We start from the raw sequence: 15814 nt of genomic DNA on the forward strand, positions 1-15814 counted from the left end.
CGGGCACTGCCAGGACAGAGAGGCGCTCAGTCCGCCTGCGGCACCCGGTTGGTGCCGCGCACCATGTCAAAGCGGAACAGCCGGCATTCGATATTGCCGTTGTAGAGCGGCGTGCGGCGCGATTCTTTAAGCCGCAGCCGGCGCGGAAAGCCCAGGTCGCCGGTAAAGACCCACGCCTGCCAGCCCGCGAAGTTCTGCTTGAGCGTCGTGGCAAAGGCGTTGGCGAACTGGTTGGCGGCCGCCTCCTCCACCTCGTCGCGCGGCATCTCCTCCTCCGCCATGCGGCGCTGCCCGCGGACCGCGATGCGCTCGCCGTATGGCGGGTTCATCAGCAGCAGGCCCGGCTCGTCGTAGGGCGGCTGCACGAAGCGCGCATCGACCTGCTTGGTGCGCGCCTCGCCCGGCAGGCCGGCGCGCTGCCAGTTGGCCTGCGTGATGGCCAGCATGTCGGTTGAGATGTCCGATCCCACCACCTGCAGCTCATCCGCCGAGGCCAGCATGCGCGCGCGCTGGGCGTCGTCCTTGAGCTTCTGCCACGCCTTGCGGTCGACGCCCTTGAGCCATTCGAAGGCAAAGCTGCGGCTGCCGCCCGGGGCAATGCCCAGCGCCACCTGGGCGGCTTCGATCAGGAACGTGCCGCTGCCGCACATCGGGTCGTAGAACGGCCGGAAGGTCTGCCCAGGGACCCAGCCCGCCAGGCGCAGGATGCCGGCGGCCAGGTTTTCCTTCAGCGGCGCCTCGCCCTTCTCGGTGCGCCAGCCGCGCTTGAACAGGGGCTCGCCGGTGGTGTCCAGGTACAGCGTGCAGTCGCGCTCGGTCAGGTGGGCATAGACGCGCACATCCGGGCTGACGGTATCGACACTCGGGCGCGCGCCGAGGCGTTCGCGCATGGCGTCGCAGACGCCGTCCTTGACCCGCAGCGCGATGAAATTCAGGCTGCGCAGCGGCGACTTGTGCGCGGTGATATCGACGCGCAGCGATTCGTCCGGCGAGAACCACTGCTCCCAGCGCACGCCGCGCGCCAGGTTGTAGATGTCGTCCTCGTGCCGGTAGCCGCGCGCGGCCACGCGCAGCAGCACGCGGCTGGCAATGCGCGAATGCAGGTTGACCGCATAGGCTGCGGCCATCTCGCCGGAGAAATTGACCCCGCCCGGCACCTCCTGGTGCACCGTGAACGGCGCCAGCGCGGCCATGCCCGGCCGGGCGGCGATCTCGCGCAGTTCTTCGGCGAGGGCGCCCTCCAGGCCGCGCGGGCAAGGGGCAAAAAAGGCTTGGGTCATGGGTCAGGTTTCCTGCAAACAAAAACGTCCGCCGTAGCGGACGGGAGATATCCGATAGCTTAGTTCAAGCGGCGGCGAGCGCGCGCTCGAGGAAGTCGAGCCGGTCCTGGCCCCAGAACGGCTGGCCGTCGAACACATACCACGGCGCACCGAACACGCCGGCCGAGATCGCATCCTGCGTGTTCTGCGCGTAGGCCGCCTGGACCGACTGGGCCTCGCTGGCCTTGAGCAGGCCAGCGCCATCCAGGCCGGCCTCGTCGGCGATCTGCGCCAGCGTGGCGGCATCGGCGATATTGCGCTGCTGCGCCCACACCGCTGCGCCGATCGCGCCGGTCAGCTGCAGCGCGCGCGCGGTGCCGTGCGCCAGTTGCGCCGCGATGATCAGCTTGCTGGCCGCGTCGCCGGAGACCGGGAAGAAGGTTGGCTCCAGGTTCAGCGGCAGGTCCAGGAATGCGCTCCAGCGCTTGAGCTCGACCAGCCGGTAAGCCTGGCGCTGCGGCGGGCGCTGCGCCAGCGGCAGTCCGCCGGAGACGGAGAATACCTTGCCCATGTCGCAGGGCTTCAGGTTCACCTGCACGCCGTGGCGTTCGGCCATGGCAGCAAAGCGCGCATGGCCCATGTAGACGAACGGCGATTGCGGCGTCAGGTAGTAGTCAACCAGCTTGCTCATCTCGATCTCGCAATTTGTGGAGCGGTCGCCCTGCTCAGAACGGCTTGACGACCACCAGGATCACCACAGCCAGCAGCACCAGCACCGGCAGCTCGTTGAACCAGCGATAAAACTTGTGCGAGCGCGTATTGCGCCCGCCTTCGAACTTGCGCAGCAGTACGCCGCAGCCGTGGTGGTAGCCGATCAGCACCAGCACCAGCGCCAGCTTGGCATGCATCCAGCCCTGCCCGGTGCCGCGGCCGATGCCGTAGCCCAGGTACAGCCACAGCCCGAACACCACCGCCGGCACCGCCAGCATGGTCATGAAGCGGAACAGCTTGCGCGCCATCAGCAGCAGGCGCTGGGTGCTGGCGGCGTCGGTCTCCATCGCCAGGTTGACGAAGATGCGCGGCAGGTAGAACAGGCCGGCGAACCACGAAACGACGAAGACGATATGCAGCGCTTTGACCCAGAGCATCGGCGGACAGACGTTGGCTTGCGGTTGTTATTGTTGTTGGCGGGCCGGCTTGAGGTCCGGCCTCAGGTCCAGCTTCAGGTCCGGATCTCGCCGTGCCCGAAGACCACGTACTTGAGCGAGGTCAGCCCTTCCAGCCCGACCGGGCCGCGTGCGTGCAGCTTGTCGTTGGAGATGCCGATCTCCGCGCCCAGGCCGTATTCGAAACCGTCGGCGAAGCGGGTCGAGGCGTTGATCATGACGCTGGCCGAATCGACCTCGCGGATAAAACGCATGCCCGCCGAGTAGTCCTCGGTGATGATCGAATCGGTGTGGTGCGATCCGTATTCGTTGATATGCGCGACGGCGTCATCCAGGCCGGCGACGGTCTTGATGGCGAGGATCGGGGCCAGGTATTCCAGGCGCCAGTCTTCCTCGGCGGCATCGACCAGGCCGCTGAAGCCGGCGGCTTCCAGCGTGGCGCGGGTGGCCGGGCAGACGCGCAGTTCGACGCCCTTCTCCTGGTAGATGCGGCACAGCGGCGGCAACGCGGTGGCGGCAATGTCCCGCGACACCAGCAGCGTTTCCATGGTGTTGCATGGCGCGTAGCGCTGGGTCTTGGCGTTGTCGCAGACGCGCACGGCCTTGTCCAGGTCGGCGGCGGCGTCGATGTAGACGTGGCAGATACCGTCCAGGTGCTTGATCATCGGCACGCGCGCTTCTTCCATCAGGCGCGCGATCAGGCTCTTGCCGCCGCGCGGCACGATCACGTCGACGAATTCGGTCATGGTGATCAGGCGGCCGACCGCGGCGCGGTCGGTGGTCTCGATCACCTGCACGGCTTCCGGCGGCAGGCCGGCGGCGGCCAGGCCCTCTGCCACCAGCGCGGCCAGCGCGGTGTTGGATTCAATCGCTTCGGATCCGCCTCGCAGGATGGTGGCGTTGCCCGACTTCAGGCACAGCGCCGCGGCATCGATGGTCACGTTGGGGCGCGACTCGTAGATGATGCCGATCACGCCCAGCGGCACGCGCATCTGGCCGACCTGGATGCCGGTCGGGCGGAACTTCATGTTTGAGATCTCGCCGATCGGGTCGGCCAGCGCGGCGATCTGCTCCAGGCCGGCGGCCATGGTGGCAATGGCCTTGTCCGACAGCGTCAGGCGGTCGACGAAGGCGGCATCCTGGCCGTTGGCGCGGGCACGTTCCACATCGCGCGCATTGACGGCCTTGAGCTTGTCGGCATCGCGGCGGATGGCGGCGGCAATGGTCAGCAGCGCCTGGTTCTTGTCCGCCGTGGAGGCACGCGCCATCGCGCGCGACGCCGCGCGGGCCTGGCGGCCGACGCGGTCCATGTATTGGTTGAGGTCGAGCTCGTTCATGTCAGTGGCCGGGGGAAGGCCGTCAGTGTGTGTTCCTCCCCTCTCCCGCGCGCGGGAGAGGGGTTGGGGGAGCGGGCCGGTGCATCAACGGGCGATATCGCAAGATTTCCCGCCTGCCTGCCCTCTCCCCCGGCCCCTCTCCCGCAAGCGGGAGAGGGGAGCAAACCCTCAGGGAAGCAAACCCTAGCGCGCAATCATCAGCGCCAGCTGCTGCAAACCGTCCCATGGCTCGGCCGGCAGCGGCGCGCCGCCCGGTGGCGGCAGGTCGTACAGGCCCTTGACCTGCCGGTCCAGCCGCGCCGCCAGTGCCAGCGCCGCTTCCAGCCGGGGCAGCTGGAGCCGCTGCGCGGCCTGTGGCACCAGCCGCTCGCGCGGTCCCCAGACGCGCAGTTCGCGCATCAGCACGCCCGCCGGCTTGCCGGCCGCAAGGCCTTGCCGGACCTTGGATAATACGCGAATTTCCTCAGTCAGCGCCCACAGCACCAGCACCGTCGCCTCGCCCTCGCCGCGCAGCCCTTCGAGCATGCGCACCAGGCGCGGCACGTCGCCCGACAGCATCGCCTCGGACAGCTTGAAAACGTCGTAGCGGGCCACGTTCAGCACCGCGTCGTGGACCTGGTCGAAGCTCAGTTCCCCCGGCGGGTACAGCAGGCCCAGCTTCTGGATTTCCTGGTGCGCCGCCAGCAGGTTGCCCTCGACCTTGTCGGCGACAAACTGCAGCGCGCGCCGCCCAGACTCGCCGCCCTCGACGCGCTGCTGCTGCAGTGCCAGCCGTTCGCCCACCCAGGCCGGCAGCCGGGTGCGGTCCACCGTGTCGACCTTGATCGACACGCCGGCGCCTTCCAGCGCCTGGAACCACGCCGACTTGGAAGTGGCGAAATCCAGCCGCGGCAGCGTCACCAGCATCACCACGTCCGGCGACGGCTGCGCCGCCACCGCGCGCAGCGCCTCGCCGCCGTCCTTGCCGGGCTTGCCCGAAGGGATGCGCAGCTCGACGATCTTGCGGTCGCCGAACAGCGACATCGACTGCTGCGCCTCGACCAGCTGGCCCCAGTGGAAGCCGCGCTCGGCCACCAGCACCTCGCGCTCGGAAAACCCCGCTTCGCGCGCCGTGGCGCGCAGGCGATCCACGGCCTCCAGCACCAGCAGGTGCTCGTCACCGTGCACCACATACAGCGGCGCCAGGCCGCGGGCCCTGGCCTGCTTCAGGTGCGCGTCGAGCCCGTCGAGCTTGAGTTGCATGCCGTCACTCTGCCTTGCTCAGATGGCCTTGACCGCGGCCAGCCGGCGCATCAGCTGCTGCACGATGTCGCGCTGCATGTCGCGGTACAGCTGCTGCTCTTCGTAGTCCTTGGCCAGCGTGTTGGCTTCGTTGTAGGTCAGGTCGCGCGTCAGCACCAGCTGCGACGGCGCGATCAGTTCCTTGCCGGCGGCATCGCGCAGGCGGAAGGTGAAGCGCTGCGTCAGGCGGTATTCGCGCACCACGCCCTCGGTCGTGATCGACAGGATGGACTTGGTGCGGGTGTCCTGTAGCACGTCCAGCAGCGCGTCGGCCTCTTTCTGGTCGGCCACCACCTGGGTGTCGGAGCCGCCGCGGATGGCGCGGCGCAGGTCCGCGCCCATCAGCGAGTTGGGCGGGATCCCGATATAGAGCCGCTTGAACGCGAAGTCCGAATTGCCGCGCATGTGGAAGCCGCAGCCGGCCAGCAGGCCCGTTGCCGGCACCGCCAGCATCGCCGCGAGCGCCTTGCGGCGGCCCATGTTCAGTCGCTTCATTCTTGGCGATTCCTCAGTCAGGTTCCGGGCCGCTGACCCGTTACAGCACCACGTTCACCAGCCGGCCCGGCACCACCACGATCTTCTTCGGCGCCTTGCCTTCGGCAAACTTGGCCACGGTCTCGCAGCCGGCGGCGGCCGCCTCGATCGCGGCGCGGTCGGCGCTGGCCGGCACGGTAATGCTGCCGCGCACCTTGCCGTTGATCTGCAGCACCAGTTCGATCTCGCTGCGCACCAGCGCGGCTTCGTCGACCTGCGGCCACGGGGCGTCGAGCAGGTCGCCGGCTTCGGCGGCGAAGCCCAGCTGTTCCCAGAGGCCGTGGGTGATGTGCGGCACCACCGGGTACAGCACGCGCAGCAGGATGCCGAAGCACTCGCGGCGCGCGGCCGGCGAAGCGGTCTTGGCGTCTTCCAGCGCGTTCAGCATCTTCATCGTGGCCGAGACCACGGTGTTGTACTGGATGCGCTGGTAGTCGTAGTTGGCTTGCTTGAGCACGCCGTGGATCTCGCGGCGCAGCTCGGCGTCATCGGCCGTGATCGCACTGCCGGCGCCATCGCGCAACGCGGCGGCGTTGGCGTAGCCGTAGTTCCACACACGGCGCAGGAAGCGCGAGGCGCCCTCCACGCCCGAGCCGCTCCACTCCAGCTGCTGCTCGGGCGGCGCGGCGAACATCACGAACAGGCGCGCGGTGTCGGCGCCGTACTGGTCGATCAGCGCCTGCGGGTCGATGCCGTTGTTCTTGGACTTCGACATCTTCTCGATGCCGCCGATCACCACCGGCTGGCCGTCGGCCTTCAGCGCGGCGCCAACCGGGCGGCCGCGCTCGTCGGTCTGCACGTCGACGTCGGCCGGGTTGTACCAGTGCTTCTTGCCCGAGGCGTCTTCGCGGTAGAAGGTCTCGTTCAGCACCATGCCCTGCGTCAGCAGGTTGGTGAACGGCTCGTCGAACTTGACCAGGCCCAGGTCGCGCATGACCTTGGTCCAGAAGCGCGCGTACAGCAGGTGCAGGATCGCGTGCTCGATGCCGCCGATGTACTGGTCCATCGGCATCCAGTAGTCGTTGCGGGCATCGACCATGGTGGCCGCGTCCGGGCAGGTATAGCGCATGTAGTACCAGCACGAATCGATGAAGGTATCCATCGTGTCGGTCTCGCGGCGCGCGGGCTTGCCGCACGACGGACAGGTGCACTGCAGGAAGCGCGGGTCCTTGGCCAGCGGGTTGCCGGTGCCGTCCGGCACCAGGTCTTCGGGCAGCACCACCGGCAGGTCCTGTTCAGGCACCGGCACCACGCCGCAGCTGTCGCAGTGGATCAGCGGGATCGGCGTGCCCCAGTAGCGCTGGCGCGAGATGCCCCAGTCGCGCAGGCGCCAGGTGGTCTTCTTCTCGCCAAGGCCCATCGCGCCCAGGTCGGCGGCGATGGCTTCCACCGCGGCCTGGTAGCCGAGGCCGTCATACTTGCCGCTATGGATGCAGGTGCCGTTTTCCTTGTCGCCGTACCATTCCTGCCAGGCTTCGGTCGAGTACGGCTGGCCCTTCACGTCGATCACCTGCTTGATCGGCAGGCTGTACTTGTTGGCAAAGGCGAAGTCGCGCTCATCGTGCGCGGGCACGCCCATCACGGCGCCGTCGCCGTAGCTCATCAGCACGTAGTTGCCGACCCACACATCGACCTTGTGCCCGGTCAGCGGGTGCGTGACCTGCAGGCCGGTCGGCATGCCCTTCTTCTCCATGGTCGCCATGTCGGCTTCCATGACCGAGCCGTGCTTGCATTCGTCGATGAAGGCAGCCAGTTCGGGGTTGTTCAGCGCGGCGTGCGTGGCCAGCGGGTGCTCGGCGGCGACCGCGCAGAAGGTCACGCCCATGATGGTGTCGGCGCGCGTGGTGAAGACGTAGAGCTTGCCGTCGTTGATCGGCTTGCCGTCCTCGCCCGGGATGTCATGCGTGAAGGCGAAGCGCACGCCCACGCTCTTGCCGATCCAGTTCTGCTGCATTACCTTAACGCGCTCGGGCCAGCCCAGGCCGTCGAGGTCGCCCAGCAGCTCCTCCGCATACTCGGTGATGCGCAGGTAGTACATCGGGATCTCGCGCTTTTCCACCACCGCGCCCGAGCGCCAGCCGCGGCCGTCGATGACCTGCTCGTTGGCCAGCACAGTCTGGTCGACCGGGTCCCAGTTGACGGTTCCGGTCTTGCGGTAGGCGATGCCCTTTTCCAGCATCTTCAGGAACAGCCACTGATTCCAGCGGTAGTAGTCCGGGCTGCAGGTGGCGACCTCGCGCGACCAGTCGATGGCCAGGCCCATCGACTGCATCTGCTTCTTCATGTAAGCGATGTTGTCGTAGGTCCAGGCGGCCGGCGCCACGCCGTTGTTCAGCGCGGCGTTTTCCGCCGGCATGCCGAAGGCGTCCCAGCCCATCGGCATCAGCACGTTGTTGCCGTTCATGCGCAGGTAGCGCGCCATCACATCGTTGATGGTGTAGTTGCGCACGTGGCCCATGTGCAGCTTGCCCGACGGGTATGGCAGCATCGAGCAGGCGTAGAACTTGGCCTTTTCCTTGCCGTCGGGGCCCGCTGCATGCTCCGACACGCGGTAGGCGTCGATGGCTTGCCAGTGCTGCTGGGCGGCTTGTTCAACGGCGGAAGGAAGGTATTTGTCTTGCATGGTCGGGACAGCAGTCAGGGCAACGATCAGGGCAGCGCCTGCGCGGCATCTGGCCTGCCGGCAGCCGGGGAAGCGTTGGAATGTGGGCGGCGGGCGCCCGTCTGGGGCGCCCGTCCGGCGAGCAATGCTAAAGCAATCGATTATAACCGTGGCGCCGGCGCTGGCCGCGCCGGGGGCGCCTTACTTCAGGCCCAGCACGTCCTGCATGTCGAACAGGCCGTTGGGCTTGTCGGCCAGGAAACGGGCCGAACGCACGGCACCGTCGGCATAGGACTGGCGGCTGGACGACTTGTGGCTGATCTCGATGCGCTCGCCGATGCCGGCAAACATCACGGTGTGGTCGCCGACGATGTCGCCGCCGCGGATGGTGGCAAAGCCGATCGAATTGGGATCTCGCTCGCCGGTATGGCCCTCGCGGGCATAGACGGCGCAGGTCTTCAGGTCGCGGCCGAGCGCATCGGCGATCACTTCACCCATCTTCAGCGCGGTGCCCGACGGGGCGTCGACCTTGAAGCGGTGGTGGGCCTCGATCACTTCGATGTCGTAGCCGGTCGACAGCAGCTTGGCCGCCACTTCCAGCAGCTTGAAGGTGGCATTGACGCCGACGCTGAAGTTGGCGGCAAAGACGATGCCGATGGACTTGGCGGCTTCGGCCAGCGCGGCCTTGCCGGCGTCGTCGAAGCCGGTAGTGCCGACCACCATCTTGACGCCCAGCTTCTTCGCCACGGCCAGGTGCGCCAGCGTGCCTTCCGGACGGGTGAAGTCGATCAGGCAATCCGCAGCGGCCAGGCCGGCTTCCAGGTCCGCCGTGATCGCCACGCCGGTGTTGCGGCCCAGGAACAGGCCCGCGTCCTGGCCCAGTGCCGGCGAGCCCGGCAGGTCGAGCGCGCCCGACAGCTTCACGCCCTCGGTGTTCAGCACTTGTTCGATCAGCATGCGGCCCATGCGGCCGGATGCGCCTGCGATGGCGATGTTCATGGTGTCTGGCTCAGCGGAATGTGCGCAATACGCGAAAAGTGAATGGGCCGGTCATGGCTGACCGGCCCGGGAACAGATGGCAAGCCGCGGATGGCGGCTCAGTTGGCCTTGGACGCTTCGGCGGGCGCGGTGGCCTGGGCGGGGGCGGGGGCCGCAGCCGGCGGCGCTTCAGCCGCGGGGGCGGCAGATGCAGCGGGCGCCTGTGCCGGCGCGGCGGCCGGCTCGGCCGCCTGCCGCGGCACGAAGTTTTCCACGGTGGTCTGCGGCTCAGCCTGGGCAGCGGCCGTGCTGCTGGTGGACACCTTGCCCGGGGTCTGGTCCTTCAGCGCCTTCTTCATGCCGTCAATTTCGGCGATCAGCTCGTATTCGGACGGCAGTTCGTCGCCACCAAACTTGACCAGGCGGTCGCCATCGAAAAAGACCGTATAGCGGCGCTGCTGCACCACCGGGGTATTGCCGCGGCGGAACGAGAACACATAGTCCCAGCGGTTGGCGTGGAACACATCGGTCAGCAGCGGCGTGCCGAGCAGGAACTTGACCTGCTCGCGCGTCATGCCTTCGCGCAGTTGCGAAGCGGCCTCGCGGGACACGAAGTTGCCCTGCACGATATTGATCCGGTACGGCGTGATGGCGTTGGCTACCTTGCGCGAGGTGGAATCGTAGGCCGAGCAGGCGCCGGCCAGCAGAGCCGCGGCCAGCAGGGAGACAACCAGCGTCGGGCGCATGGCGGACGAACGGATATAACGCATGTATCTCGCTTCCGGGAGGGAAAGGGAAAGTACGGAAAGTACCGCGGAAGACCGGCGCAGCAAGCGCTGCAAGAGCCGGCTACACCACATGCGCACGGGGCGCCTGCCGCGGCAACCACATGGGACCGACGGCAAATGCCTGAGGCGCGTTGCCCACATGGCATGCGGCACCGCGGGCGACTTTTGCTGTCAAAACCCTTATGATTCAACTATCCAGACATTGTACTCTAGGGAGTCACGCCCATGCCGAGTCCGGCGGACCTCAAGAATATCGGCCTGAAGGCGACCGTGCCCAGGCTGAAGATTCTTGAAATTTTTCAGACCAGCGAACAGCGGCACCTGAGCGCGGAAGACGTCTACCGTATCCTGCTGAACGAGCATATGGATATCGGCCTCGCAACCGTCTACCGCGTGCTCACCCAGTTCGAACAGGCAGGCCTGCTGTCGCGCAACAACTTCGAATCCGGCAAGGCCATTTTCGAACTCAACGAAGGCAAGCACCACGACCACCTGGTCTGCCTCGATTGCGGCCGCGTCGAGGAGTTCTTCGACTCCGAGATCGAGCATCGCCAGCAAAGCATTGCGCGCGAGCGCGGCTTTACCCTGCAGGAACATGCACTGTCGCTGTACGGCAACTGCACGAAGACCGACTGTCCCCACAGACCCAAACGATAAGCCGGCGCACGCACCGCGTAGCGCATCCGGCAAAACAAAAACCGGCGCCAGGCGCCGGTTTTTTTATGGGAATGCCCTGGTTCAGGGCTCGCGCAGCGCCTGCAGGTCGTCTGCAGCAACCACGCGCGACGGGCGCGACGCCGACAGGCCGACAAACTCGGCCACCACCTGGCGGAACAGGTTGCGCGCCCATACCAGCATCGGATGGGTGTTGCGGCTGCGGTGCCAGAACATGTTCAGGCCGACCGTGGTATTGAGTTCAGCCGGCAGCGGGAACGCCTTCAGGCCGTAGGTTTCGCAGGCCATGTCCTTGGTCAGCGCATTGACAGTGAAGATCATGTCGGTCTGCGCGGCCATCTCGGCCTGCGCCCGCCACGAATGCACCGTCAGCGTCGCATTGCGCTTGAGGCCGCGCTGCTGCAGCGCGTAGTCGAGCGGGATCAGCGACGGCGCCGGGCGGCCCGCGCCGCCGGAATGCGCCATGAAGATATGGCCGCAGTCCAGGTATTGCTCGAGCGTGCAGTGGTTCTTCAGCACCGGGTGGTTCTTGCGCGCGCACACCCACAGGTTCAGCGACGTCACCATTTCCTCGACGATTTCCGGATGCCGGGTCGGGAACGGGGAAAACGCCAGGTCCAGCTCATTGGCGCGCATCGAGGCCACGTCGGCTTCCCAGGAATGGGACTCGACCAGCTTGATATGCAGGTCCGGCGCCAGCTGCTTGATGCGCAGCACGAAGCGGTTGAACACCGTGTCGCCCAGCTCGGCGGCAAAGCCGATGCTCAGCGTGCCGGTGGCCACCGCGGGATCGAAATTATCGGCGTCGCCTTCGTTGATCGACGACCACAGGTCCAGCATGTCGCGGATCTTGGGGCCCAGCTCCAGCGCGCGGGGGGTGGGCGTCAGGCCGTGGGGAACGCGGATGAAGAGCGGATCATCAAAAATCTCGCGCAACCGGCCCAGCGAATGCGATACCGCCGGCGCGGTCATGTGCATCTTCTCCGCGACGTAGGTGGCGTTTCGCTTACTCAGCAGCTCGGTGAAGATCACTAAAAGCTTTGTGTCTACGTTCACCATGATCAGGCCCAGGTCAGATTTTTCTTAGCAAAGATGGCCCCACCACTTGCACTGGCTGCACATCAGAGTTCAACGGCATCTTGATAGTGTAAGAGGAAAAAACAAGCTCGGAAAGCAAATTCGGCATTTTCGGAGCGCCAAACCTTGTCACATTTCTGAAAAATGAGGTCATTTTTATGAAGTTGGTCTCATATACGCATACTTTCCGTGCCGCAGCAGAGCCTTGGGCATCGGCGTATATTGGGGGTCACCATCCCATTTTTGTCATTCTTTTCCCAGGCCGCGAACGCGTCCGCCATCATGCCTGACTCCCGCACCGACCATTACCGCCTTCCTGTCGAACTGCCCAAGGCCTACCGGCTGCTCAATCATGGCCCGACCGTGCTGGTCAGCGCGGCCGCGGGCGGCAAGCGCAACATCATGGCCGCCGCGTGGGCAATGCCGCTGGATTTCGCGCCGCCCAAGGTTGCGGTGGTGCTGGACAAGAGCACCTGGACCCGGCGCCTGCTGGAAGATAGCGGCGAATTCGTGCTGCAGGTGCCCACCGTCAGCCAGGTCGACCTGACCGAAGCGCTTGGCTCCAGCTCCGGGCTGGCCCTGCTGGAGCAGGAAGGGATCGACAAGTTCGATGCCTACGGGCTGGGCACCTTTGCCGGCACCGTCGTCGGCGCGCCGCTGCTGGAAGGCAGCGCGGCCTGGCTCGAATGCAGGCTGCTGCCGGAACCGGCAACGCAGCAGACCTATGACCTGTTCCTCGGTGAGGTGGTAGCCGCGCATGCGGATTCGCGCGTGTTCAGCAATGGGCGCTGGCATTTCGAGGGCCACGACGCGCTGCGTACGATCCACCATGTCGCCGGCGGCCACTTCCTGGTGGACGGCGCGGCGGTCGACGCGCGCCCGCTGGCGCCGCGCGAGGGCGCCTGAACGGCCATCGCGCCCAATAAAAAACGCGCCCGAAGGCGCGTTTTTATTGGCTGCAAGGACAGCCGGATTACTTGGCCACCACGCGGGCCATTTCCAGGCACTTGTTCGAGTAGCCCCACTCGTTGTCATACCAGCTCACGACCTTGATGAAGGTGCCGTCCAGCGCGATGCCGGCTTCGGCGTCGAAGATCGAGGTGCGGGCATCGCCGCGGAAGTCGGTGGCGACAACCTTGTCTTCGGTGTAGCCCAGCACGCCCTTGAGCGCGCCCTGGCTCTGGGCCTTCATCTCGGCGCAGATTTCCTCGTACGAAGCCGACTTTTCCAGCTCGACTGTCAGGTCGACCACCGACACGTCGGAGGTCGGCACGCGGAACGACATGCCGGTCAGCTTCTTGTTTAGCTGCGGGATCACCACGCCCACGGCCTTGGCGGCGCCGGTCGACGACGGGATGATGTTTTCCAGGATGCCGCGGCCGCCGCGCCAGTCCTTGTTGGACGGGCCGTCAACGGTCTTCTGGGTGGCGGTGGCAGCGTGCACGGTGGTCATCAGGCCGCGCTTGATGCCCCACTTGTCGTTCAGCACCTTGGCCACCGGTGCCAGGCAGTTGGTGGTGCAGCTCGCGTTGGAGATGATCGCTTCGCCCTTGTACGTTTCGTGGTTCACGCCGTACACGAACATCGGGGTGTCGTCCTTCGACGGGGCCGACATGATCACCTTCTTGGCGCCCGCATCGATGTGCTTCTGCGCGCCTTCCTTGGTCAGGAAGATGCCGGTCGACTCGATCACCACGTCGGCGCCGACTTCACCCCACTTCAGCTCGGCCGGATCCTTGACCGCGGTCAGGCGGATCTTCTTGCCGTTGACGACCAGGGTGTTGCCGTCGACCGACACTTCGCCGTCAAAGCGGCCGTGCACCGAGTCGTACTTCAGCATGTAGGCCAGGTAGTCGGGCTCGAGCAGGTCGTTGATGGCAACGACTTCGATGTCCTTGAAGTTGGCGGCGGCGGCGCGGAACACCATGCGCCCGATGCGGCCGAAGCCGTTGATGCCGATCTTGATGGTCATGACTGTCTCTCCTGAGGATCGATGAAAACCGGTGGGCGCCGCTGCTGCCGCGCGGCGCACCGCGCGGTTGCAGCGCCCGGATGCTTAGATAAGGGTGTCTTTCACCGTACGCACGACGTTGTCGACGGTGAAGCCGAAGTGCTTGAACAGCACGCCGGCCGGGGCCGATTCGCCGAAGGTGTCGATGCCCACTACCGCTTGGACCTGGTACTTCCACCAGAAGTCCGTCACGCCCGCCTCGACCGCCACGCGCGGCACGCCGGCCGGCAGCACGCTGGCCTTGTAGGCGGTGTCCTGCTTGTCGAACACGGTGGTCGCCGGGATCGAGACCACGCGCACATGCACGCCTTCCGCTGCCAGCGCGTCTGCCGCGCCAACCGCCAGGCCCACTTCCGAGCCGGTCGCCATGATCACGGCGTCCGGACGGCCGGTGCTGGCGTTGACGCTGTCGCGCAGCACGTAGCCGCCGCGCGCGATATTGGCGCGGGTGGCGTCGTCGCGCTGCTGGAACGGCAGGTTCTGGCGGCTGAAGATCAGGCAGCTCGGGCCATTCTCGCGGCGGATCGCCTCGGCCCAGGCCACCGCGGTCTCGGTGGTGTCGGCGGTACGCCAGACGTCCATGTTGGGGATCAGGCGCAGGCTGGCGACATGCTCGATCGACTGGTGCGTCGGGCCGTCTTCGCCCAGGCCGATCGAATCATGGGTGAACACGAACAGCGAGCGGATCTTCATCAGCGCCGCCATGCGCAGCGCATTGCGGCTGTAGTCCGAGAAGGTCAGGAAGGTCGCGCCGTAGGGGATGTAGCCGCCATGCAGCGTGATGCCGTTCATGATGGCGCTCATGCCGAACTCGCGCACGCCGTAGTTGATGTGGTTGCCCCAGGCGTCCACGCGCACGGCCTTGCTGCCCGACCAGTTGGTCAGGTTCGAGCCGGTCAGGTCGGCCGAGCCGCCGAGGAACTCGGGCAGCACCGGGCCGAAGGCTTCGATGGTGTTCTGGCTGGCCTTGCGGGTGGCGATGGTCTCGGCCTTTTCCTCGCACTTGGCGATGAAAGCCTCGACGGCGGCGTCGAACGAACCTGGCAGCTCGCCCTTCATGCGGCGGGTGAATTCGCCGGCTTCATACGGGTGGCGCTCGGCGTACGCGTCGAACAGCGCGGTCCAGGCACGCTCCAGCGCCTGGCCGTTGGCCTTGGCGTCCCAGGCGTCATAGACGTCGGCCGGCACTTCGAACGGGGCATGGGCCCAGCCCAGCGCCTCGCGCGTGGCCAGCACTTCGGCGCCGCCCAGCGGCGCGCCGTGCACGTCGTGGCCGCCTTCCTTGTTGGGCGCGCCCTTGCCGATCTTGGTGCGGCAGCAGATCAGGGTCGGCTTGTCGCTGGCCTTGGCCTGCGAGATCGCCAGGTCGACGGCGGTAACGTCATGGCCGTCGATGCCGCGGATCACGTTCCAGCCGTAGGCTTCGAAGCGCTTCGGGGTGTCGTCGTTGAACCAGTGCACGACGTCGCCGTCGATCGAGATGCCGTTGTCGTCCCACAGCGCAATCAGCTTATTAAGCTTCAGCGTGCCGGCCAGCGAGCAGGCCTCGTGCGAGATGCCTTCCATCAGGCAGCCATCGCCCAGGAAGACGTAGGTGTGGTGGTTGACGATATCGAAACCGGGGCGGTTGAATTCTTCGCCCAGCAGGCGTTCGGCCAGCGCCATGCCGACCGCGTTGGTGATGCCCTGGCCGAGCGGGCCGGTGGTGGTCTCCACGCCCGGGGTGATGCCGTATTCCGGGTGGCCGGCGGTCTTGCTGTGCAGCTGGCGGAAGTTCTTCAGCTCTTCGACCGGCAGGTCATAGCCGCTCAGGTGCAGCAGCGAATAGATCAGCATCGAGCCGTGGCCGTTCGACAGCACGAAGCGGTCGCGGTCGGCCCAGTGCGGGTTGGCCGGGTTGTGCTTCAGGTGCCGGCCCCACAGCGCCACGGCGATATCCGCCATGCCCATCGGCGCACCGGGGTGGCCGGAATTGGCCTGCTGGACGGCGTCCATGGCAAGCACGCGGATGGCATCGGCCATCAGCTTGGCGGGCTGGGAAGCGAAGGGACTCGTGGCGGGATGGGCTAGGGCGGACATTCGTGCGGTCTTGGACGTGAGCTTGGA

The 15814-nt window shown here is 66.5% G+C and carries 14 protein-coding genes; 2 read left to right on the forward strand and 12 right to left on the reverse strand.

From position 1 onward, the window contains the following. Nucleotides 1-26: 26 nt before the first annotated feature. The 9 genes from AC5WJ1_RS14140 to AC5WJ1_RS14180 all read right to left on the reverse strand — a co-directional run bounded on the left by AC5WJ1_RS14140 (nt 27) and on the right by AC5WJ1_RS14180 (nt 9927). Nucleotides 27-1280, reverse strand: a complete 1254-nt coding sequence (locus AC5WJ1_RS14140; RefSeq protein ID WP_135705907.1) for a THUMP domain-containing class I SAM-dependent RNA methyltransferase — start codon at nt 1278-1280, stop codon at nt 27-29. Nucleotides 1281-1344: 64 nt separating this feature from the next. Beyond that, entirely contained in the window at nt 1345-1950 is a 606-nt protein-coding gene (locus AC5WJ1_RS14145) for a 2-hydroxychromene-2-carboxylate isomerase (protein WP_434033408.1), read from the reverse strand. A gap of 34 nt (nt 1951-1984) precedes the next feature. Beyond that, complete coding sequence (locus AC5WJ1_RS14150) at nt 1985-2407, reverse strand: CopD family protein (RefSeq protein WP_063241672.1); 423 nt, start codon at nt 2405-2407, stop codon at nt 1985-1987. A 74-nt stretch (nt 2408-2481) separates the two neighbouring features. After that, nucleotides 2482-3762, reverse strand: coding sequence for a glutamate-5-semialdehyde dehydrogenase (locus AC5WJ1_RS14155; protein WP_135705909.1), 1281 nt, complete (start codon nt 3760-3762; stop codon nt 2482-2484). Between the two features lie 183 nt (nt 3763-3945). Then, on the reverse strand, nt 3946-5004 hold the full coding sequence (gene holA / locus AC5WJ1_RS14160) for a DNA polymerase III subunit delta (protein ID WP_434033407.1): 1059 nt from the start codon (nt 5002-5004) through the stop codon (nt 3946-3948). An 18-nt stretch (nt 5005-5022) separates the two neighbouring features. Then, nucleotides 5023-5538, reverse strand: coding sequence for an LPS-assembly lipoprotein LptE (locus AC5WJ1_RS14165; RefSeq protein WP_116318117.1), 516 nt, complete (start codon nt 5536-5538; stop codon nt 5023-5025). Nucleotides 5539-5578: 40 nt separating this feature from the next. Next, complete coding sequence (gene leuS, locus AC5WJ1_RS14170) at nt 5579-8200, reverse strand: leucine--tRNA ligase (protein WP_434033406.1); 2622 nt, start codon at nt 8198-8200, stop codon at nt 5579-5581. A gap of 180 nt (nt 8201-8380) precedes the next feature. Next, nucleotides 8381-9178: a 4-hydroxy-tetrahydrodipicolinate reductase gene (gene dapB / locus AC5WJ1_RS14175; RefSeq protein WP_135705912.1), complete on the reverse strand. Its 798-nt coding sequence runs from the start codon at nt 9176-9178 to the stop codon at nt 8381-8383. Between the two features lie 98 nt (nt 9179-9276). Further along, nucleotides 9277-9927, reverse strand: coding sequence for an outer membrane protein assembly factor BamE (locus AC5WJ1_RS14180; RefSeq protein ID WP_133092311.1), 651 nt, complete (start codon nt 9925-9927; stop codon nt 9277-9279). 243 nt (nt 9928-10170) lie between these two features. Here AC5WJ1_RS14180 and fur point away from each other — a divergent pair, with 243 nt between their 5' ends. Further along, a complete protein-coding gene (gene fur, locus AC5WJ1_RS14185) occupies nt 10171-10602 on the forward strand; it encodes a ferric iron uptake transcriptional regulator (protein WP_010813212.1) in 432 nt (143 codons plus the stop codon). 81 nt (nt 10603-10683) lie between these two features. Here fur and AC5WJ1_RS14190 read toward each other — a convergent pair whose 3' ends face one another. Then, nucleotides 10684-11679, reverse strand: coding sequence for a LysR family transcriptional regulator (locus AC5WJ1_RS14190; protein ID WP_133092312.1), 996 nt, complete (start codon nt 11677-11679; stop codon nt 10684-10686). 300 nt (nt 11680-11979) lie between these two features. On the opposite strand from AC5WJ1_RS14190, the gene AC5WJ1_RS14195 reads away from it, so the two are divergent. Further along, a complete protein-coding gene (locus AC5WJ1_RS14195; protein WP_195431274.1) occupies nt 11980-12603 on the forward strand; it encodes a flavin reductase family protein in 624 nt (207 codons plus the stop codon). 67 nt (nt 12604-12670) lie between these two features. Here AC5WJ1_RS14195 and gap read toward each other — a convergent pair whose 3' ends face one another. Both gap and tkt read right to left on the reverse strand, forming a co-directional pair. After that, a complete protein-coding gene (gap, locus tag AC5WJ1_RS14200; RefSeq protein ID WP_011298986.1) occupies nt 12671-13669 on the reverse strand; it encodes a type I glyceraldehyde-3-phosphate dehydrogenase in 999 nt (332 codons plus the stop codon). 84 nt (nt 13670-13753) lie between these two features. Continuing rightward, complete coding sequence (gene tkt / locus AC5WJ1_RS14205) at nt 13754-15787, reverse strand: transketolase (protein WP_195431272.1); 2034 nt, start codon at nt 15785-15787, stop codon at nt 13754-13756. Between the last annotated feature and the right edge of the window lie 27 nt (nt 15788-15814).

This window comes from Cupriavidus sp. MEYA8, assembly GCF_059278825.1.